23 protein-coding genes are annotated in these 20108 nt (G+C 59.2%); 8 read left to right on the forward strand and 15 right to left on the reverse strand.

Annotation, left to right across the window (positions count from 1 at the left end; genetic code table 11):
• Window positions 1-35 precede the first annotated feature (35 nt).
• The 3 genes from alc to puuE form a co-directional block, all read right to left on the reverse strand.
• Window positions 36-1031 (reverse strand): allantoicase, encoded by a 996-nt coding sequence (alc, locus tag IB246_RS21495; protein WP_008031459.1) that lies wholly within the window; start codon window positions 1029-1031, stop codon window positions 36-38.
• Between the two features lie 88 nt (window positions 1032-1119).
• Window positions 1120-1635, reverse strand: coding sequence for a 2-oxo-4-hydroxy-4-carboxy-5-ureidoimidazoline decarboxylase (gene uraD / locus IB246_RS21500; RefSeq protein ID WP_008042802.1), 516 nt, complete (start codon window positions 1633-1635; stop codon window positions 1120-1122).
• Window positions 1632-2558 carry an allantoinase PuuE gene (gene puuE, locus IB246_RS21505; protein ID WP_008031461.1) on the reverse strand — a complete coding sequence of 309 codons (927 nt, stop codon included), beginning with the start codon at window positions 2556-2558 and terminating at the stop codon, window positions 1632-1634. Before puuE ends, uraD begins: the two co-directional genes overlap by 4 nt.
• Window positions 2559-2977: 419 nt before the next feature.
• Between puuE and uraH the strand changes: the two genes are divergently transcribed.
• Window positions 2978-3331 carry a hydroxyisourate hydrolase gene (uraH, locus tag IB246_RS21510; protein WP_008031462.1) on the forward strand — a complete coding sequence of 118 codons (354 nt, stop codon included), beginning with the start codon at window positions 2978-2980 and terminating at the stop codon, window positions 3329-3331.
• Window positions 3332-3538: 207 nt separating this feature from the next.
• Here the strand turns inward: uraH and IB246_RS21515 are convergent, their stop codons facing one another.
• The 3 genes from IB246_RS21515 to IB246_RS21525 form a co-directional block, all read right to left on the reverse strand.
• Window positions 3539-4165 (reverse strand): LysE family translocator, encoded by a 627-nt coding sequence (locus IB246_RS21515; protein ID WP_008031463.1) that lies wholly within the window; start codon window positions 4163-4165, stop codon window positions 3539-3541.
• Window positions 4166-4233: 68 nt separating this feature from the next.
• The gene (locus IB246_RS21520) at window positions 4234-5583 is read right to left on the reverse strand and encodes an NCS2 family permease (RefSeq protein WP_008031464.1); all 1350 of its coding nucleotides are present in this window, start codon (window positions 5581-5583) and stop codon (window positions 4234-4236) included.
• A 293-nt stretch (window positions 5584-5876) separates the two neighbouring features.
• The gene (locus IB246_RS21525; protein WP_008031465.1) at window positions 5877-6320 is read right to left on the reverse strand and encodes a MarR family winged helix-turn-helix transcriptional regulator; all 444 of its coding nucleotides are present in this window, start codon (window positions 6318-6320) and stop codon (window positions 5877-5879) included.
• A gap of 83 nt (window positions 6321-6403) precedes the next feature.
• Between IB246_RS21525 and IB246_RS21530 the strand changes: the two genes are divergently transcribed.
• A complete protein-coding gene (locus tag IB246_RS21530) occupies window positions 6404-7570 on the forward strand; it encodes a PLP-dependent aminotransferase family protein (protein WP_008042801.1) in 1167 nt (388 codons plus the stop codon).
• A gap of 177 nt (window positions 7571-7747) precedes the next feature.
• Here IB246_RS21530 and IB246_RS21535 read toward each other — a convergent pair whose 3' ends face one another.
• From IB246_RS21535 to IB246_RS21565, 7 genes are all read right to left on the reverse strand, one after another.
• Window positions 7748-8119, reverse strand: coding sequence for a glutathione S-transferase N-terminal domain-containing protein (locus tag IB246_RS21535; protein ID WP_008042800.1), 372 nt, complete (start codon window positions 8117-8119; stop codon window positions 7748-7750).
• A 101-nt stretch (window positions 8120-8220) separates the two neighbouring features.
• Window positions 8221-8766, reverse strand: coding sequence for a GTP cyclohydrolase I FolE (gene folE / locus IB246_RS21540; RefSeq protein ID WP_032832746.1), 546 nt, complete (start codon window positions 8764-8766; stop codon window positions 8221-8223).
• A gap of 394 nt (window positions 8767-9160) precedes the next feature.
• On the reverse strand, window positions 9161-9835 hold the full coding sequence (locus IB246_RS21545; protein WP_008042798.1) for a polysaccharide lyase family 7 protein: 675 nt from the start codon (window positions 9833-9835) through the stop codon (window positions 9161-9163).
• Between the two features lie 314 nt (window positions 9836-10149).
• Window positions 10150-10863, reverse strand: coding sequence for an XRE family transcriptional regulator (locus IB246_RS21550; protein WP_008042796.1), 714 nt, complete (start codon window positions 10861-10863; stop codon window positions 10150-10152).
• Window positions 10864-10980: 117 nt separating this feature from the next.
• Entirely contained in the window at window positions 10981-11538 is a 558-nt protein-coding gene (locus IB246_RS21555) for a Smr/MutS family protein (protein ID WP_008031481.1), read from the reverse strand.
• Between the two features lie 86 nt (window positions 11539-11624).
• Window positions 11625-11945 (reverse strand): hypothetical protein, encoded by a 321-nt coding sequence (locus IB246_RS21560; RefSeq protein WP_008031483.1) that lies wholly within the window; start codon window positions 11943-11945, stop codon window positions 11625-11627.
• Between the two features lie 131 nt (window positions 11946-12076).
• The gene (locus IB246_RS21565) at window positions 12077-12667 is read right to left on the reverse strand and encodes a cysteine hydrolase family protein (protein WP_008031485.1); all 591 of its coding nucleotides are present in this window, start codon (window positions 12665-12667) and stop codon (window positions 12077-12079) included.
• A 238-nt stretch (window positions 12668-12905) separates the two neighbouring features.
• On the opposite strand from IB246_RS21565, the gene prmB reads away from it, so the two are divergent.
• Window positions 12906-13814, forward strand: coding sequence for a 50S ribosomal protein L3 N(5)-glutamine methyltransferase (gene prmB / locus IB246_RS21570; protein ID WP_008042794.1), 909 nt, complete (start codon window positions 12906-12908; stop codon window positions 13812-13814).
• A 93-nt stretch (window positions 13815-13907) separates the two neighbouring features.
• On the opposite strand, the gene IB246_RS21575 is transcribed toward prmB, so the two are convergent.
• Together IB246_RS21575 and IB246_RS21580 are read right to left on the reverse strand one after the other, a co-directional pair.
• A complete protein-coding gene (locus IB246_RS21575) occupies window positions 13908-14699 on the reverse strand; it encodes a hypothetical protein (protein WP_008042791.1) in 792 nt (263 codons plus the stop codon).
• 110 nt (window positions 14700-14809) lie between these two features.
• Window positions 14810-15808: an alpha/beta hydrolase gene (locus IB246_RS21580; protein ID WP_008042789.1), complete on the reverse strand. Its 999-nt coding sequence runs from the start codon at window positions 15806-15808 to the stop codon at window positions 14810-14812.
• 83 nt (window positions 15809-15891) lie between these two features.
• On the opposite strand from IB246_RS21580, the gene aroC reads away from it, so the two are divergent.
• Genes aroC through mtnC form a run of 5 tightly spaced genes read left to right on the forward strand, consistent with a single transcriptional unit; the run spans window position 15892 to window position 20026 of the window.
• Entirely contained in the window at window positions 15892-16983 is a 1092-nt protein-coding gene (gene aroC, locus IB246_RS21585) for a chorismate synthase (protein ID WP_008031492.1), read from the forward strand.
• Between the two features lie 28 nt (window positions 16984-17011).
• A complete protein-coding gene (locus IB246_RS21590) occupies window positions 17012-18163 on the forward strand; it encodes an MFS transporter (RefSeq protein WP_008042787.1) in 1152 nt (383 codons plus the stop codon).
• Complete coding sequence (locus IB246_RS21595) at window positions 18160-18780, forward strand: methylthioribulose 1-phosphate dehydratase (protein WP_008042783.1); 621 nt, start codon at window positions 18160-18162, stop codon at window positions 18778-18780. The genes IB246_RS21590 and IB246_RS21595 overlap by 4 nt, the downstream gene beginning before the upstream one ends.
• Window positions 18781-18792: 12 nt before the next feature.
• A complete protein-coding gene (locus tag IB246_RS21600; RefSeq protein WP_008031498.1) occupies window positions 18793-19338 on the forward strand; it encodes a 1,2-dihydroxy-3-keto-5-methylthiopentene dioxygenase in 546 nt (181 codons plus the stop codon).
• A 4-nt stretch (window positions 19339-19342) separates the two neighbouring features.
• Window positions 19343-20026, forward strand: coding sequence for an acireductone synthase (gene mtnC, locus IB246_RS21605; protein ID WP_008042781.1), 684 nt, complete (start codon window positions 19343-19345; stop codon window positions 20024-20026).
• Window positions 20027-20108 lie beyond the last annotated feature (82 nt).

A 20108-nucleotide genomic window follows, 5' to 3' on the forward strand; every position in this document is an offset into this window, starting at 1 on the left:
GTGGGAGCCAGCCTGCTGGCGATTGGGTTCAGCGCTTATTTAGCGACCTTGCCCAGGACACGCAGGCGGCTCACACCGCCATCCGGGAACACGTTCAGGCGGATGTGGGTGATCGGGCCCAGTGCCTTGATCTGCTCGGCGAAGGTGTGTTCGGCGTGCATTTCCAGTTTCTGCGCCGGCAACAGTTCGCGCCAGAACAGCGATTGGGTTTCGATCTGGCTGTCGGTGCCGCCCTTCACAAAGGCGCCCTGGATCGAGCAGGTGTCCGGGTAGTTGCCCTTGAAGTGCAGGGTGTCGACGACGACTTTTTCGATCTCGCCGGCATGACCCAGCGCGACGATGACCCAGTCATTGCCCGGCGTGCGACGACGCGCGGTTTCCCAGCCGTCGCCCATGTTGATGCCACGGCCCGGGTTGAGGATGTTGCTCATGCGGCCGAAGTGTTCGTCGGAGCAGGCGAGGGCGCGGCCACCGTTCAGGGCTGCGGCCAGGTCCACTTGCTCGTTGTCACCCACAGCAGACCAGTCGCGGAACGGAATGCCGTAGACACGCAGACGGGCCACGCCGCCATCCGGGTAGATGTTGAAGCGCAGGTGGCTGAAGGCCTGGTCGTTGCTGATTTCGTGGTAGTGATGGCTGTTGCCTTGCAGCTCGACGGCCGACAGCACTTCAGTCCACTGGGTGTTGTCGTCCGGCTCGCCCGAGGCCAGGAAGCAGGCTTCCAGCGAGGCCGACGGCGGGAAGTTGCCGGTGAAGAATGAAGTGTCGATGTCTACGCCTTTGATCGAACCCGGCACGCCCAGGCGGATGACCGCGCTGTCGTAGCCTTCGAAGCGTTTGCGACGCGATTCCCAGCCGTCCATCCACTTGCCGTTGTCATCGAACACGCCCTCCTTCCACACGGCCGGGGTCGGTTGGAACAGACGGTTGGCGTCTGCGAACCAGTCATCGGTGACCGAAATGATTTTGGTGCCCAGGCGGGCGTCGGCCAGGTTGACGAACTTCTCGAAAGGTACGGCGTAAGCTTTCATTCTTCTTGTCTGCCTTTAATAAGTTGGCTTGGGATGCTTGCAGTGCCCTGGGCGATGTTTGCGTCCAATGTCGCTCGGGCAAGGCTCGCTATAGGGTCAGTAATCGGAACAGGGCGATCTTGTTGATCTCCGCCAGCGCGCACTTGAACTCGGTTTCTGCCGGGTTGTGAATGCGCGTTTCGAACGCCGCGAGGATCTGATGCCGGTTGCTGCCTTTTACCGCCATGATGAAGGGAAACTTGAACTTGGCTTTGTAGGCGTCGTTCAGCTCGGTGAAGCGAGAAAACTCTTCGGCCGTGCATTGGTGAATACCGGCGCCAGCCTGTTCATTGGTGCTGGCTTCGGTCAACTGGCCCTGGACGGCGGCTTTGCCGGCCAGGTCCGGGTGAGCGTTGATCAGGGCCAACTGGCTTTCGTGATCAGCGCTCAACAGGATGTCGCTCATGCGCTGGTGCAGGGTTTCGATCTCGTCGATCGAAGCGTCCTGGCCCAGGTCGAAGGCCTTCTCGGCCACCCATGGCGAATGTTCGTAGATGTCGGCGAAAGCGGTGACGAACGCGTCGCGGCTCAGGGTCGAGGGTTTCAGGGTTTGAAAGGTGCTCATTGGGCAGCCCCTTGGTACGGGTGGGTTTCGTGCCAGTGGCGAGCGATGTCGACGCGGCGGCTGAACCACACCTGTTCATGACTTTTAGCGTATTCGATAAAGCGCTTGAGCGAGGCGAGACGCGCCGGACGGCCGATCAGCCGGCAGTGCAGACCGATCGAGAGCATTTTTGGCGCTTCGGCACCTTCGGCGTACAGCACATCGAAAGCGTCTTTCAGGTATTCAAAAAAGTCGTCGCCCTTGTTGAAGCCCTGGACCTGGGTGAAGCGCATGTCGTTGGTGTCCAGGGTGTACGGGATCACCAGGTGCGGCTTGCCGGTCGGGTTGTTCGGTTCCCAGTAGGGCAGGTCGTCGTCGTAGGTGTCGCAGTCGTAGAGAAAGCCGCCTTCTTCCATCACCAGCCGACGGGTGTTCGGGCCGGTGCGGCCGGTGTACCAGCCCAGTGGGCGTTCGCCGGTGATTTCGGTGAGGACGCGGATCGCTTCGAGCATGTGCTCACGTTCCTGTGCTTCGTCCATGTACTGGTAGTCGATCCAGCGATAGCCGTGGCTGCAGATCTCGTGACCGGCATCGACCATCGCGCGGATCACGTCCGGGTGGCGCTGGGCGGCCATGGCCACGGCGAAGATGGTCAGCGGAATGTCGAATTCCTTGAACAGTTTCAGAATCCGCCAGACACCGGCGCGGCTGCCATACTCGTAAAGGGATTCCATGCTCATGTTGCGCGCGCCTTGCAGCGGCTGCGCCGAGACCATTTCCGAAAGGAAGGCTTCGGACTCTTTATCGCCGTGCAGGATGTTGCGCTCGCCGCCTTCTTCGTAATTGAGCACGAAAGACAGGGCGATGCGCGCATTGCCCGGCCAGTGTGGGTGAGGAGGGTTACTGCCGTAACCGATCAGGTCGCGTGGGTAGTCAGCGCTCACTGCAGTCTTCCTTCTTATTCGTTGACAGGTTGTGTGGCGGCCTGGCGATGGGATGACAGGCTGGCGTCACAGCGATGGGCTGATTGTATACAACTTTATATCCACTTTGTAAGCCTGAATTTTCGCATTTTTCATCTGCTGTCATCTTGGAGTGCTACTGCAAGAAACCTGCCCAGTTGGTCAGCTAATGGATAGAAGGTCCGCTGCTCGCATGGTTTGGCGTAAGATTGACTGCGAATCCTTGAATGGCGGTACTGGCTGCAAAAATGTCGTTTTTATTGTGTACAATTTTTATGAAAAGTGTCTTAATCAGTCGCTCGCCGCAGCTTTTCGTGCTCCGAATCGGTGCGGTCTCCTTTTCAACTGACTTCGGGAGGCGCGAGGTCTGACTGCTCCAAGCAGGCAGGCGCGCAGAATCAATGGGACGTTTGACTACACACGTTTTGGACGCTGCACACGGTTGCCCGGGCAGCTCGATCAAGGTCGAGTTGTACCGCGTTGAAGGCTCGCAGCTGGAATTGGTCGCCAGCGCAATCACCAACAGCGACGGCCGCGTCGATGCACCGCTGCTGCAGGGCGATGACTACCGCACCGGGGTCTATCAGGTTCAGTTTCATGCGGGCGATTACTACCGCGCCCGTGGCGTTCAGCTGCCGGAGCCTGCGTTCCTGGATGTGGTGGTGCTGCGGTTTGGCATCTCTGCGGAACAGGATCACTACCATGTGCCGCTGCTGATTTCGCCTTATAGCTATTCCACGTACCGCGGCAGCTGATCCCCCAAGCAGCTGTCGCCTCCGAGAAGCGACTGCGCATATAGCTTCTTTGGTCTTTCGCCCGCTCACACTGCGGGCTTTTTTTCGTCCCGAGGAATGTGGTGAATGTGCCGACGCCTTCGCGGGCAAGCCTCGCTCCTACAGGTTTTTGTGTCGTTCATGGAATGGAGAACAACCTTGTAGGAGCGAGGCTTGCCCGCGAAGCTCTTAACGGCTCAACAGCGACGCTGCGCCGGCGCCGCTAAACAGTCCGGCACTCACCCGGTTAAACCAGCTCTGCCCCTTGCCACTGCGCAGATACCGCGCCGCACCATGGGCACCTAACCCGTAAGCCAATTTGCACAGCAGATCCAACACCGTCCACGTAGCAATCATCACCAGCAACTGCGGCAGGAACGGTTGCCCGGCGCTCAAGAACTGCGGCAGGAATGCGGCAAAGAACAGGATGTCTTTCGGATTGCTCGCACCCAGCACAAATGCGCGCCCGAACAGGGCACGGAAACGCGGCACCGGCGCAGCCTGGGGCACTTCAGCGCCGACCGATGGCTGGCGCGATTGCTGCCAGCTCTGCCAGGCGAGGTAGAACAGGTACAGCGCACCGACGATTTTCAATGCGCTGAACAGCTGTTCCGAAGCCAGCAACAACGCCCCCAATCCCAACGCGGAAGCGCTGAGCAAGCAGATCGACGCAATCACGCCACCCAGAAATGCCGGGTAAGAACGACGCAAACCGTAATTCAGACTGTTGCTGATCATCAGCAACGACAGTGGCCCCGGGATCAGGATCACCACCAGCGCAGCGCCGCTGAACAGCAGCCAGGTTTCCAGACTCATCACTTTCCTCCATTTGCACAAAAGCCTCACCCGACGGGGTGAGGCTGTTTTCAAGCGAGTACCTGTGTTTACAAGAAGATGAACTTGGCGATGAAGATCGCGCAGAGCACCCACAGGCTCACGGAAATTTCCTTGTATTTACCGGTGCCGGCTTTCAACGCCACATAGGTGATGAAGCCCAGCGCAATACCGTCGGCGACCGAGAAGGTCAGCGGCATCATGATCGCGGTGACGATCGCCGGAATGCTGTCGGTCGCTTCGTCCCATTCGATGTGCGCCATGCCGCCCATCATCAGCATCGCCACGTAAATCAGCGCGCCGGCTGTTGCATAAGCGGGGATCATGCCAGCCAGCGGTGCGAAAAACATGGCTGCAATAAATAACACACCTACGGTCACAGCGGTAAGACCAGTCCGACCACCAGCGGCTACACCCGCGGCACTTTCCACATAACTTGTTACCGGAGGAACACCCACCACGGCGCCGAATACGCTGGAGGCGCTGTCAGCTTTCATGGCGCGAGAGAGGTTTTCGATGCGGCCGTCCGCGTTCACCAGGTTGGCGCGTTGGGCGACGCCCATCAAAGTGCCGGCGGTGTCGAACATGTGCACGAAGAGGAAGGCCAGCACTACGCTGATCATGCTGACGTTGAATACGCCGGCGACGTTCATGGCCATCCAGGTCGGTGCCAGGCTCGGCGGTGCCGACATGATCCCTTCGTAATGCACCAGGCCCAGACCCCAACCGGCCAGCGTTACGGTGATGATGCTGATGAGAATCGCACCGAACACCTTGTGGTAGCTGAGCACGGCGATCATCAGGAAGCAGATGGCGGCGAGCAGCGGGCCGGGTTCACGTAGCGAGCCGAGCTTGATCAGCGTCGCCGGGCTATCGACGACGATGCCGGCGGTTTTCAAGCCGATCAGGCCGAGGAACAGACCTACGCCGGCGCCCATCGCAAAGCGCAGGCTCACCGGAATGCTGTTGAGCAGCCATTCGCGGATCTTGGAGAAGGTCAGGATCATGAACAACACACCGGACACGAACACTGCACCGAGTGCGGTTTCCCAGTTGTAGCCCATGGTGCCGACCACGGTGTAGGTGAAGAAGGCGTTGAGGCCCATGCCCGGCGCGAGGCCGACTGGCCAGTTGGCGTACAGGCCCATCAACAGGCAACCCAGCGCAGCCGCGATGCACGTTGCAACGAATGCCGCGCCGTGATCGATCCCGGCGTCGGCCATGATGTTGGGGTTGACGAAGATGATGTAAGCCATGGTGATGAAGGTTGTCAGACCGGCAATCAACTCGGTCTTCACCGTGGTGCCATGCAAGCTGAGTTTGAAGATACGTTCCAGCCAGCCATTGCGTAATGGCGGCGAGAGTTCCAGCGACGGGGCTTCGGATTTGCGGCTTTCCACAGCGAGTACTCCTCAAGAGTTTTATTGTTATTTCCAGGGCCGGACCCATGAGGGTGGCAGCGGCCCTTTGAGGCATTCGCGAATTTGTTGACCGCTTGGTCAGGAACTCGCACGCAGTGGATTATGCTTTTGTATACAAATAATGCAAATAATGTTTTTGATTTTGTAGACGAAAAGTTTGGCAATAGGGATATATCGCCAGAAAGGACGCCTTCGCGGGCAAGCCCCGCTCCTACAAAAGCGGCGCATATCCTGTAGGAGCGAGGCTTGCCCGCGAAGGCGGTTTCCAGGATTCAGATTTTTTGCTGGTTCTCCCCCAACGCCAGATTCACCGCCAACCACCCATTCACCGCCGTCTCCCCAGCCTCGGCAAACACCCGCTCCAGCAGTTTCACCTGCTCACGTCGCAACGATTGCTCAAACCGCGCCCCTTCCACGGTCAGTTCCAGCAACCGTTTACGCTTGTCGGTCTCGGACGCAACGCTGTCCACCAAGTGCATTTCCACCAACTGGCGCAGTGGAATGTTCAGTGCCTGCTTGCTCACGCCGAGCAATGCCAGCAACTCCTTGACGCTGAGATTCGGGTATCGGGCGATGAAAAACACAATGCGTTGATGCACCCGGCTCAAGCCGCGACGCTCGAGCATTTCGTCGGCCTTGGCGGTGAACGCCTGGTAGCCGAAGAAAAACGCTTCCATGGCCTGTTGTTGGGAGGCGGGATTTTTAAGGTCAAGCATGTTGACGTATCCGTTCGGGTTGTCGTAATTTCGGTCAACCAGTTTGACTCATTTTCCTCAGGCCTCGCTACCGGTGACCCCCCATGGCTTTTTCCGAACGTGTCTCGCGCCTTAAAAGTTCTTTGATTCGTGAAATTCTCGCCGCCGCCCAGAGCCCGCAAGTGATGTCGTTCGCCGGTGGCTTGCCGGCCGAAGTCATGCTGCCGACCGTCGAATGGGCCGACATGCCGCTGTCCATCGGCCAATACGGCATGAGCGAAGGCGAACCGGAATTGCGCGAGGCCTTGGCCGCCGAGGCGCGAGCACTGGGCGTGCCCTGTGAGGCGAGTCAGGTATTGGTGGTCAGCGGCTCGCAGCAAACCCTCGATCTGGCGGCCAAGCTCTACATCGACAAAGGCACCGAGATCCTGCTCGAAGCGCCGACGTATTTGGCGGCGTTGCAGATCTTTCAACTGTTTGGCGCCGACTGCATCACCGTGCCGCTGGAGGCCGATGGCCCTAATCTGCTTGAGCTGCGCACGCGTCTGGAAAAGCACCAGCCTGCTTTCATCTACCTGATCCCGACTTTCCAGAACCCGTCGGCGGTGCGCTACAGCGAGGCCAAGCGCGATGCGGTCGCCGCGTTGCTGGATGAGTTCGGCGTCACCCTGATCGAAGACGAGCCGTATCGCGAGCTGACGTTTGATGGCGGCAGTGCCAGGCCAATCGTCAGTCGCTTGAAAAAGACCAGCTGGATCTACACCGGCACCGTGTCGAAAACCCTGTTGCCGGGGCTGCGAGTCGGCTACCTGATTGCCAGTCCGGACCTGTTTCCGCATTTGCTGAAGCTCAAGCAGTCCGCCGATCTGCACACCAACCGCGTCGGCCAGTGGCAAGCGCTGCAATGGATCGGTACCGAGAAATTCCAGCAGCACCTGAGTGAACTGCGGGATTTTTACCGGGTGCGCCGGGATGCGTTTCAGTCGGCGCTGGAAACGCATTTTTCTGATTTGGCAGAGTGGAACGTGCCGCAGGGCGGGTTGTTTTTCTGGTTGACGCTGAAACAACCGCTGGACACGCGCACGTTGCTCAAGCCTGCACTGGCGGCGGATGTGGCGTTCATGCCGGGTGAGCCGTTTTTTCCAGAGCCGGACAATCACCCGGGGCATTTACGGCTGAACTTCAGCCACATCGATCCGGCGCGGCTGGATGAAGGGTTGAAGCGATTGGCGGCGGTGGTGCGACAGGCGCAGGCTGCGGAAGCGGCCTGATCGCAGAGATAAAAAAACCGGCTCATGGGCCGGTTTTTTTTTGTTTGAGATTTGTGGTGGTTGATCCGACGCCTTCGCGGGCAAGTCGGATCGCCGCACCGCTCGCTCCTACAGAAGATGCATAACCTGTAGGAGCGAGGCTTGCCCGCGAAGAGGCCATCAGCCACACCGTAAACCTCAGGCCGCCGCGAAGCGCTTGTCCAGATAATCAATGATCACCTTGGACTCATACATCCAGGTGGTCTGGCCATTCTCTTCAATGCGCAGGCACGGGACCTTGATCTTGCCGCCTTGCTCCAGCAGAACCTGACGATCCTGCTCGTTGTTCTTCGCATCACGCAACGCCACCGGCACGTTCAGGCGGCGCAGGGTGCGGCGGGTTTTCACGCAAAACGGGCAGGCGTGGAACTGATACAGCGTCAGGTCCTTGGCAGCCGCTTCAACCTGAGCCTGGGCGGCGGCAGGGCGCTGCTTCTTGCCGGGACGGGTGATGAAGTCGATGAAAATGATCAGTTGGCCGAGGCCGACACGAAGCGCTTTAACGAACACGGTACAAGCCTCACGGGGCGAAAGAAGGCGCGCAGCTTACCTGATTTTTCGCAGACGAAAAAAAACCGGCGATGAATGCCGGTTTTCTTCGTTGCTGCGAATTACTTGATCAGGCTGAGAAACTCGCTGCGGGTCGCCGCGTTTTCGCGGAACTCACCGAGCATCACCGAGGTGATCATCGTCGAATTCTGCTTTTCCACACCGCGCATCATCATGCACATGTGCTTGGCCTCGATCACCACCGCAACGCCCAGGGCGCCGGTGACTTGCTGGACCGCATCGGCGATCTGGCGGCTGAGGTTTTCCTGGATCTGCAGGCGGCGGGCGTACATATCGACGATCCGCGCGACTTTCGACAGGCCCAGCACTTTGCCGCTCGGGATGTAGGCGACGTGCGCCTTGCCGATGAACGGCAGCAGGTGGTGTTCGCACAACGAGTAGAGCTCGATGTCTTTCACCAGCACCATTTCGCTGTTGTCGGAGCTGAACAAGGCACCGTTGGTGACTTCTTCCAGTGTCTGTTCATAACCGCGGCAGAGGTACTGCATGGCTTTGGCGGCACGTTTTGGCGTGTCGAGCAGGCCCTCGCGGGAGACGTCCTCGCCCAATTGGCCGAGAATCGCGGTGTAATTCTGTTCCAGTGTCACAGGGGCTGATTCCATAAGGGTTTCAGAGGGGTACTGTTTCTGTCTGTACCAATGTTGTACCAATCGAGCTCGTTTCAAACGGCCCGTTCACTCTGGTCGATGCCGGAGTTGATTCGTCGGGCGTGGTCGATAGCAACATCTGAACGCTACGACCGAGCCGAGTGGCAATAAAACGCAGGGTTCATCCCCGACATGAGGCACATGGTAGCGTATGTGTGACGGCAGTTGTATTGCCAGCGGGCGCGAAGCCCAAAATCGGTCGTTGCGGCCTGCAAGTGTTCGTCGGTCGCGCAGGCCTGCCGGATTTTATCCGCATCCCGCTACAGCCTGTCGCCAGGCTGCAGCAGTGATATTCCCCTGAAACCTGTTTTGCTCATCAGGCCGAGCAGGTCTATCAGGCGTGAGTGATCGACAGATCGCTGATGATGCAGACAGAACCGTCTAGCGGGTCGGTGGTGTCGGAGTAATCGATCTGGTTGTACACGCCGCCGTGAAAGGCAAGCGTCTTCGTGTCCCAAGTGTTGTCGAGGCGCATGATCGCGGAAGTGGATTTGACGCCGTTACAGCTGGCCGATACAGAAACGGCGCCGCTCGAGTTGGCGTGAATGTTGATTTTGAAAAGTGCACCGAGCGGTACGTTCTCCAACACCGTCGAGTTGACCGGATCGTCCTGGAGGTAGCTTGACCGGAACCCCATGGTGATTTTTCCTTTGTTCCAGAACACCTTCACCGGAGGTCGTTCTGAACCCTTCACATGAATTTGGCCAATCACGACTTTCTGCAGCGAGTTGACTTTGGTCAGTCGCATTTCCTGGCGGTTCCAGTGGTCCGCTGCGCTGGAGAACAGCCAGTAACCTGGCTCCTTCCACTCACAGCGAGTTCGTAGCGTGCTCTTGCTGGACGCTCCAAGCGTCGGCGCCGTCATCTGCAGCGAACCATCTTCAAGCATTGAGATGACGTCGGGGCATTCGAGCAGTGCGCGCCAGCCGATGAGCTCAAGCGCAATCGGGTTGGTGTCGGAGATTGGAAGCGGGGTAGCGATGGTGAAGTTGCTGATGTCTACAGTCATGGTTTTTACCTCAGTCCATTGATGTCGCTTTTTGCTCTGGTGAGCCTTGCGTTTGATGCAGGCCTACATCCCACTGCCCACTCAATGAATGGGCAGAAGTGATAGTTGGCAGCTTCCGATCGATTTCCCGTTGGCTTGAATACGAATATAGGCCTTCCCATATTTCGTGTAAACGGGTATTCCCATATTTTATTCTGCGCCTGTATTTCAGGTGCAAAAAAAAGCCCGCGCTTGGCGGGCTCCTCTTGGATGTGCGTCGATTTGCTGTATTGCACGTCATGGCACTGGACGTTCACGAATCACCGCAACTCGGTTCACCGCGAATACATTGCCCACCAAAAGACATGACCCAGGATCGCAATCTGCTGCTCCTGGACCTCGGCGAAGGTGTAGTCCTCGTCCGGATGCTCGTCACGGTTAAAGCTGCGTAGACGGATCCCGCTGGGCAGTCGGTAGACTTGTTTCACGCGGAGCTGGCCGTTGTGGTTGATCGCGTACATGTCGCCGTCGACGATGTCGCCCAGCGAATTCTTGCCAATGTTCATGCCGACGGTGGCGCCGTCGCGCAGTACCGGGAACATGCTGTTCCCGCTCACCCGCACGCACCTGGCGTTGTTGAACTGCACGTTATTGTGACGCAGGTCTTTCTTGAAGAAACGCAGCCTGGCGCTGTCGTTTTCTGCGATCACGAAACGACCTGAACCCGCCGCCAGCTCAACTTCACGCAGGAAGGGGACATAAACCTCATCGTCATCCAGGGGTGTGCTGTCGTCCCAAGGCTGGATGTCTGACATTGAAATGTCTGGAGGGGGGGAGACCCCTTTAAGCATGTCACCGACACCTTCAGCCAGCCACATCGGTGAAACGCCACACACTGAGGCGATCTGGGCAACAAAGGCTGTCGCTTTCGATTTCCCGCGCTCGAGGTCGGAGATTGAGGTTTGAGTCAGCCCCGCGCGCTCGGCAAGCTCGGTCTGATTGAGCTTGGCGTGTTGGCGGGCTGTTTTGAGTCTTTCTTTAAATTCCATCTGCGAAGTATTACGGGAGCTCCCATATCATTGCAAGTCGGTGTACCTGTACTGATTGGTCAGCCAGTAGCCAGATCGGTGTGGCGGATACGACGCTGCAAGCGTGGCGCAACGACTTTACTCGTCGCGACCTTCCATCATGGTGCGTTTGAGCATCACATAAACCGCTCCGGCACCACCATGTTTCGCCTGGCACGAGGTGAAGCCAAGTACCTGTGAATGCTGGCGCAGCCAGGTGTTGACGTGGCTTTTGATCATCGGCCGCTTGCCGTCCAGGCGCACGGCTTTGCCGTGGGTGACGCGCACGCAGCGGATTTCGAATTTGGTCGCTTCCGCCAGGAACGCCCAGAGGGTTTCCCGGGCCTTTTCCACACTCATGCCGTGCAGGTCGAGGCTGCCTTCGAAGGGGATTTGCCCGATCTTGAGCTTGCGCATCTGGCTTTCCTGCACGCCGTCGCGCGCCCACATCAGCTCGTCTTCCGGGCCGACGTCGATCACGAACTGATCGGACAGACCGTCAACGGTGGTGGCATCGGTGCGCACGGTGGCGGCTTGACGCAGCTTGGCGATCTGCGCGCGGTCAGCCTTGGGTTTGCCGGTTTCGGCGCGATCGTGCTTGATCGGCTTGACGCCTTGGATCGCGCTTTTGAACAGGGAAAAATCGTTGTCTTGCATATCAGCCTCCGCGAAGGGCGGCCAGTTTACCCAAGTCGAGACACGACCGATAACAATTGGGGCCCGCTAAACGTCAGGCCGTCAATTCAGTCGTGTTTTTTCATCAGATGCGGGGACATGTTCAGCTCTTGCGACTGGCGCGCACGGCGACGGCAACGCCGCCACAGCCAAACGCCCAGGTAGAGCAGGAACAGACCGACCGCCAGAATGATTGCCGAGCCCAGCGGGCTGGCATTCAACTCGCCGAGTGCCGGCGGGTGGCCCAGCAGGCTGGCGGCGCCGGCCATCGCCAGCAACACACCGCACGTTGCCAGCAAGGCAGCAAAGGCTGCGCCGAATCGAAAACGCCAGTTGCTTTGGCCTTTGGGCCGCAAGCGGCGTGCGTCAAAACCATCGGATAACTTCATTCCGACCTTCCTCAATGGGTATCGGCCCTTCGACCGGGAGTTGACCGGGATGTTCCTGAGGCTATGACATTTACAGCGAACGAGAGGCTTTTGCGGATGAGCGGCGGCATGAACCGCTCATCAAGCGTCGATCAGATCAGATCGTGGGTCAGGGCGAGGGTGGCGAAGTTGTCCGCCATGATCGCCATTTCGGTCTGTTGAACGTGGTCAGCGCTCAACACGCCACCCTTGTAGGGCAAATCGCGCGTTGCACAGGCGTCTTCAACGAGGGTGCAGCGAAAGCCCAGGTTTTTCGCGGCGCGCACGGTGGTGCTGACGCTGGAGTGACTCATGAAACCGCACACGATCAGGTCCAGGGAGCCGAGATTTTGCAGGCGGTCCAGTAGTTCGGTGCCGTGAAACGCACTCGGCAACAACTTGCCGATGATGGTTTCGTCGCTCTGTGGTTCGAGGCCCGGGATGAATTCACCGCGCTCGCCTTGCGGATCGAACAGCCCGCCGACGGTGCCGAGGTGGCGCACATGCACGATAGGACGGCCGGCTGCGCGGGCAGCGCTCACCAGCTGCTTGATGTTCGCGACAGCAGCATCCATGCCGACCAGGGCCAGGGGGCCGCTGAGGTATTCTTTCTGGGCATCGATGATGACAAGGGTCGCATGGCTCAGATTGGCGGCGGCATAACCGCGACCGCTGAGTTGAAACATCGTTTTTGGAACGGACATTCTGGGGCTCCTTGGAGTGGGGCTTTTGCGACATTGTCCTCTGGCTGAGCGCTTCTGTGAATCGCTACCATCGTAGGCGCCGTCGTTACTGGCCTGCAGCCTTGTCAATATCCTCGTTTTGTTCAATAGCCAGCGATAAAAATGGATATGTCCTACATCTGAGCCGGTGTTTTTCCTGCGTCGTCGTAACGCGTTTTGGCTGTTAGAATCGCCAGTCGTTTTTTCTGGAGTTTACCCCGTGATCACTTCCCGACTTCGTACCCTGCGTGACCATATCCGTTGGGCCGTCAGCCGCTTCCATGGGGAGGATCTGTTTTTCGGCCATGGGACCGACAACGCCTGGGACGAAGCCCGTCAACTGGTGTTGGGTGCCTTGCACTTGCCGTGGGAAATTGCTGACAGCTACCTCGACTGCAATCTGGAAGACGATGAGCTGGTCAAGCTGCAGCGTTTGCTCAAGCGGCGCATCGAAGAACGCATTCCGACCGCTTATCTGTTGGGTGAGGCGTGGTTCTGCGGCATGTCGTTCATCGTCGATGAGCGTGTATTGATTCCGCGTTCGCCGATCGGTGAGCTGATTGAAAAGGGGTTCGCACCGTGGCTGGGCGCCGCGCCTGCGCGGATTCTTGACCTGTGCACCGGTTCCGGTTGCATCGGTATCGCCTGCGCCTATGAATTCCAGAACGCCGAAGTCGTGCTGGCGGATCTGTCGTTCGAAGCGCTGGAAGTGGCCAACCAGAACATCGAGCGCCATGGTGTCGATGAGCGGGTCTACACCGTGCAGGGCGATGGTTTCGATGGCTTGCCGGGTCAGCGTTTCGACCTGATCGTGTCGAACCCGCCTTACGTCGATGCGGAAGATTTCGCCGACATGCCGCAGGAGTATCAGCATGAACCCGAGCTGGGCCTGGCCTGTGGCGATGATGGCTTGAACCTGGTACGACGGATGCTCGCCGAAGCGGCGAATCATCTGACCGAGAAGGGTTTGCTGATTGTCGAAGTGGGCAACAGCCAGGTTCACGTTGACGCGTTGTACCCGGAAGTCGACTTTGCCTGGCTCGATTTCGAGCGCGGCGGGCATGGCGTGTTCATGTTGACGGCGCAGCAGTGCCGGGAGCATCAGGCGTTGTTCGCTTCACGCGTCTGACCTGAGGACGCCTTCGCGGGCAAGCCTCGCTCCTACAGGATTAGCGCATGACCTGTAGGAGCGAGGCTTGCCCGCGAATGGCCGCACCGCCGATTAACGGTGTGTGGCAATCCAGATCAACAACCCCGCCTGAAACACCGCAAACGCCACCAGGCACGTAATGGTGAACCGCAGCCCCGCGTCTTCGCGTTTGTATTTGCTGACCTTTTCTTCGTGTTTCTTCAGCTTCACTTCCTGCTCGGCCAGGTTCTGCTCGGCCTGCTGCAGCATCTGCGCCGCTTCGAGAATTTCCACCTGCTGCAACTTCTCGGTGTTCCAGTCGGCCAACAGGTCGCCGACCTGCACCTCTTTGACGCTGCCCTTCAAATGCTGGGCGTCGGCATACACCACCTCAAAACCATGCGCTTTCAAAAAGCGATCACGGCGCAGGCGCGTGTCTTCGTTCAGCGCGTCCTTGTTGTTCAGGTCGGTGCCGTCGACGGTGTAGCCGGGCCAGCGCTTTTTAGCCCAGGTAATACCCTGGGCTGCCATGTAGCGGCCGATGCCACGGTTCATCGGTTCGATCTGCAAACCGCTTTCCGGCCCGAAATGCACACGTTTTGTGGTGTGGTCGACCCACACGTCGAGGTGGTTCTGTTCCTTGCGCACGCGCTGGCCGGGCAGGGAAATGGTCATGCGCAACAGACTGTGTTTCTTGTCGTTGCGTTCGGCATAACCGAATTCGACAAAGCGCAGTGGCCGCCCGCCGGTGTTGCGGTCGGTCTGCAACGGTGCCAGGCGGAGCATCTTGTGGTGCTCGACGTGGACGTCCGCCCACGGCAGCTCGACCGCTGGCGGTGCGTCTTTTTCAGCGGTGGTGTCGGGTGAAGTCGGGGTATCAGTCATAACGGCGAGATCCTGTCCAAGCTCAGCTTGTCGCCAGTCATAACGCTGGCGACAAAGGCTTATCGGCCGTTTTTTTCAGGACTGGAGGGAAAAAGCGCTTAAAAAAGCGCTCAACTGGAGCGAAGTCCGTCAATAAACCCGAGGATCCGTGTGCCCAGTTCGGCTGCCAGCGGCAATTGCGGATCTTTGTAGGAGGCCAATTGCCGTTTGACGTCGTTGGGCACGATGCGCATGACGTGGTTCATGCCCTCGATCAACGCCAGTTCGGCGTCCGGTTTGGCGGCCTGCAGCAACCTGGCGTCGCCGACACCGACCTGGATGTCGTTGCTGCCCTGAATGATCAGCGCCGGCATTTTCAGTTTGGCGAATGCGGCGGCGGGGTCCTGGCGGAACAGTGAGATCAGGTACGGCTGCACGCTCGGGCGGAATATCACCTGAAGTTGCGGCGGTACGTTGTCATCGGTGCGGCCGGCCTTGAGGCTGTCGAGCAGTTCATTGCTGCGCAGCATCAGCGGAGGAGGCAAGCGATTGCTCAGTTGCTGACGCAGCACTTGATCGATCGGCCGTGCGCTGCCGGACAGGGAAATCACCCCGGCGGCATCGACGCTCGGCGCCGCGAGGCTGGCGATCAACGCGCCTTCGCTGTGGCCCAGCAGAATCAACTGGCCAAAGCGCGGATCGCTTTTGAGCTTGTGGCCCCAGGCCTCGGCGTCGGCCACATAGGCTTCCACCGTCAGATTGCGTTCATCCGGGGTCGCCGCGAGGCTCGCCGCCACGCCGCGTTTGTCGTAACGCACGCTGGCAATGTTGTGTTTGGCCAGTACCCAGGCGAGGCGCTTGAGGCTGTCGTTGCGTCCGCCGTCGGGGTTATTGCCGTCACGGTCTGTAGGACCGGAGCCGGAAATGATCAGGACAACCGGTACGGGTTTGTCGGATTTTGGCAGCAACAACGAGCCGAAAAGCTCCCCGGTGCCGGTATCCAGTGTGATCGGCCGTTGCAGGACGGTGGCCTGTACAAAGCCGGTAAACAAGGTAAGGCTCAAGGCTAAAACTCGCAGCATCATCACGCCATCATGAACAAGATGCCGGTTGGACTCGCAGGCACCCATAAGGTTCGAGGATGAACTAGTTGGGTAGCCTGCGTATACTGGCGCGCATTACGTATTCAGGTTCATTTCACGGAGCGTCCTGCATGTCCGGCAATACCTACGGCAAGCTGTTCACTGTCACCACCGCGGGCGAAAGCCATGGTCCGGCGTTGGTCGCCATTGTCGACGGCTGCCCGCCGGGGCTGGAAATTTCCCTGGAAGATTTGCAGCGCGACCTCGATCGCCGCAAACCCGGCACCAGCCGCCACACCACCCAACGCCAGGAAGCCGACGAAGTCGAAATCCTCTCCGGCATTTTCGAAGGCCGCACCACGGGTTGCTCTATCGGCCTGTTGATCCGCAACACCGACCAGAAGTCCAAGGACTACTCGGCGATCAAGGACCTGTTCCGCCCGGCCCACGCCGACTACACCTATCACCACAAGTACGGCGAACGCGATTACCGCGGTGGTGGCCGCAGCTCGGCGCGGGAAACCGCCATGCGTGTGGCGGCTGGCGCGATTGCCAAGAAATACCTGGCCACCCAGGGCATCGTCATTCGCGGTTACATGAGCCAGCTCGGCCCGATCGAAATCCCGTTCAAGACCTGGGATTCGGTGGAAGAAAACGCCTTTTTCAGCCCTGATCCGGACAAGGTGCCAGAACTGGAAGCCTATATGGACCAGTTGCGCCGCGACCAGGATTCGGTTGGCGCGAAGATCACCGTCGTTGCCGAAGGCGTGATGCCAGGCCTCGGCGAACCGATCTTCGACCGTCTCGACGCCGAACTGGCCCACGCGCTGATGAGCATCAACGCGGTCAAAGGCGTGGAAATCGGCGCCGGTTTCGCCAGTGTTTCCCAACGCGGCACCGAGCATCGCGATGAAATGACCCCGGAAGGATTCCTCAGCAACAACGCTGGCGGCATCCTCGGCGGCATCTCCTCCGGCCAGCCAATCGTTGCGCATTTGGCGTTGAAACCGACGTCGAGCATCACCACGCCGGGCCGTTCCATCGACATCAATGGCAACCCGGTGGAGGTCATCACCAAGGGCCGTCACGACCCGTGCGTCGGCATCCGCGCCACGCCGATTGCCGAAGCGATGATGGCCATCGTGCTGATGGATCACCTGTTGCGTCACCGCGGGCAAAATGCCGATGTGCGCGTGAGCACGCCGGTGCTGGGTCAGCTTTAATGGCTGACCTCTCAGTCGCTGCGGTCTGATGACCGTGGCGGCGCTCCCGTACTGGCGGCTTTCCAGTTTCTATCTGTTCTATTTCGCCTTGCTCGGTTCGACAGCGCCGTTCCTGGCGCTGTACTTCGATCACCTGGGTTTTTCTGCCGCGCGCATCGGCGAGCTGGTGGCGATCCCGATGCTGATGCGTTGCGTCGCGCCGAACATCTGGGGCTGGCTCGGGGACTACACCGGCCAGCGCCTGGCCATCGTGCGCTTTGGCGCAGTCTGCACGCTGCTGACGTTCTCGTTGATTTTCGTCAGCAAAACCTACGCCTGGCTGGCGATGGTCATGGCGTTGCATGCGTTTTTCTGGCACGCGGTGTTGCCGCAGTTCGAAGTCATCACCCTGGCGCATCTGAAAGGGCAGACGTCGCGTTACAGCCAGATCCGCTTGTGGGGTTCCATCGGTTTCATCATCACCGTGGTCGCGCTCGGCCGCTTGTTCGAATGGCTCAGCCTCGACATCTACCCGGTGGCGTTGGTGTTGATCATGGCCGGGATCGTCGTCAGCAGCCTGTGGGTGCCGAACGCACAACCGGTCCAGAGTGAAAAACTGGCGGCTGACGGGTTTCTCAAGCAGTTGCGCAGCCCCGGTGTGCTGGCGTTTTACGCGTGCGTGGCACTGATGCAGATGAGCCACGGCCCGTATTACACCTTTCTGACGTTGCACCTTGAACGATTGGGTTACAGCCGTGGCTTGATCGGTCTGCTCTGGGCAGTTGGCGTGGTGGCCGAAGTGTTGATGTTTCTGGCCATGAGCAAGATCCTTGCGCGCTTCTCCGTGCGCCGGGTGCTGCTGGCGAGTTTTCTGCTGGCGGCGCTGCGTTGGTTGCTGCTGGGGTCGCTCGCTGAATTTTTATCGGTGCTGCTGTTTGCCCAGGTATTGCACGCGGCGACGTTCGGCAGCTTTCACGCCGCTGCCATCCAGTTCGTGCAACGTAGCTTCGGCGCGCGCCAGCAAGGGCAGGGCCAGGCGTTGTACGCAGCACTGGCCGGCACCGGCGGCGCACTGGGCGCGTTGTACTCCGGCTACAGCTGGAATGCCCTCGGGGCCTCGTTCACCTTTAGTATTGCCAGTCTGGCAGCCTTCGCGGCTGCCGTTATCATTGCCACACGTATGCAAGAGGACCGGCCATGAGCCTGACCCGTGAACACCTCGCCCAGGAAATCATCGACGCCGGGCGTTTTTTGTATGGCCGCGGCTGGTCGCCGGCCACCAGCAGTAACTATTCGACCCGACTGTCGGCGAACGAAGCCTTGCTGACCGTGTCCGGCAAGCACAAAGGCCAGTTGGGCATCGACGATGTGCTGGCCACTGATCTGTCGGGCAACAGTCTGGAACCGGGCAAGAAACCGTCCGCCGAAACCTTGTTGCACACCCAGCTCTATAGCTGGCGTGCGGAGATCGGCGCGGTGCTGCACACTCATTCGGTGAACGCCACGGTGCTGTCGCGCCTGACGCCGGAAGATTTCATCGAGTTCGAAGACTACGAGCTGCAAAAGGCGTTCAGCGGCATCTCGACCCACGAATCCCGGGTGCGCGTGCCGATTTTCGACAACGATCAGGACATTGCGCGCTTGGCCGCCAAGGTGCAGCCTTGGCTGGAAGCCCATCCCGATTGCGTTGGCTATCTGATTCGCGGTCACGGCCTCTACACCTGGGGCGCCCGCATGAGTGATGCGTTGCGGCAGATCGAGGCCTTTGAATTTTTGTTCGAGTGCGAGTTGAAGACGCGTTCGATCCTAAACCGTTAAGGAGTTGCCCTGATGAGCAGCCTGTCCGTCTACCATGTCTCAAGCCCTGACATTCCGAACAAGGTGCTGACCCATTTCGAAGACATCGCCTCGACCCTGGCCGAGCAGGGTGTGCGCTTCGACCGCTGGCAAGCGGCGGCGAAAATCCAGCCCGGCGCCAGTCAGGAAGAAGTGATTGCCGCGTACCAGGAGCAAATCGACAAGCTGATGACCGAACGCGGTTACATCACCGTCGATGTGGTGAGCCTGAACAGCGATCATCCGCAAAAAGCCGAATTGCGCGCCAAGTTCCTCGACGAGCACCGCCATGGCGAAGACGAAGTACGATTTTTCGTCGCCGGCCGTGGCTTGTTTACCCTGCACATCGACGATTATGTCTACGCCGTGCTCTGCGAGAAAAACGACCTGATCTCGGTACCGGCCGGCACGCCGCACTGGTTCGACATGGGCGAGCATCCGCATTTCGTTGCGATCCGGCTGTTCAACAACCCGGAAGGCTGGGTGGCCAATTTCACTGGCGAAGACATCGCCAGCCGCTTCCCGCGTCTTGAGGACTGAGTCGATGCCGATCAAAGCGATTCTCACCGACATCGAAGGCACCACCAGCGCGGTGAGTTTTGTGTTCGAGGTGCTGTTTCCCTACGCCGCCAAACACCTGCCGGACTTCGTGCGCCAGCACGCCGCGCGCGCCGATGTGGCGGAGCAACTGCACGCCGTGCGCCGGGACAATCAAGAGCCGGACGCCGATGTCGAACGCGTCATCGAGATTCTCCTGGGCTGGATCGCCGAAGACCGCAAAGCCACGCCGCTCAAGGCGTTGCAAGGCATGGTCTGGGAGCAGGGCTATCAGGCCGGGCAGTTGAAAGGTCACGTGTACCCGGACGCCGTTGAAGCGCTCAAGCGCTGGCATCAGCAGGGTTTCAAACTGTTTGTTTATTCCTCGGGTTCGATTCAGGCGCAAAAACTGATCTTCGGCTGCTCCGAGGCGGGGGATTTGTCGCCGTTGTTCAGCGGCTATTTCGATACCACGTCGGGACCCAAGCGTGAAGCGCAGTCGTACCAGCGCATCACCCAGGCCATCGGCCTTGAAGCAGCGCAGATTCTGTTCCTGTCGGACATCGTCGAAGAGCTGGACGCGGCGCGCACGGCGGGTATGGCAACCTGCGGACTGGCACGTGAAGGCGGGGAGTTGGCAGGGCATGTGACCGTGGACAGCTTCGCCCGGATCAACCCTTCCGCGTACTAATTCACGACGCTAACCTGTAGGAGCGAAGCTTGCTCGCGAAGGCGGCGTATCAGGCGATATTAATGTTGACTGATACGCTGCC

This window comes from Pseudomonas sp. PDM01, from assembly GCF_014852325.1.
GTDB lineage: Bacteria > Pseudomonadota > Gammaproteobacteria > Pseudomonadales > Pseudomonadaceae > Aquipseudomonas > Aquipseudomonas migulae.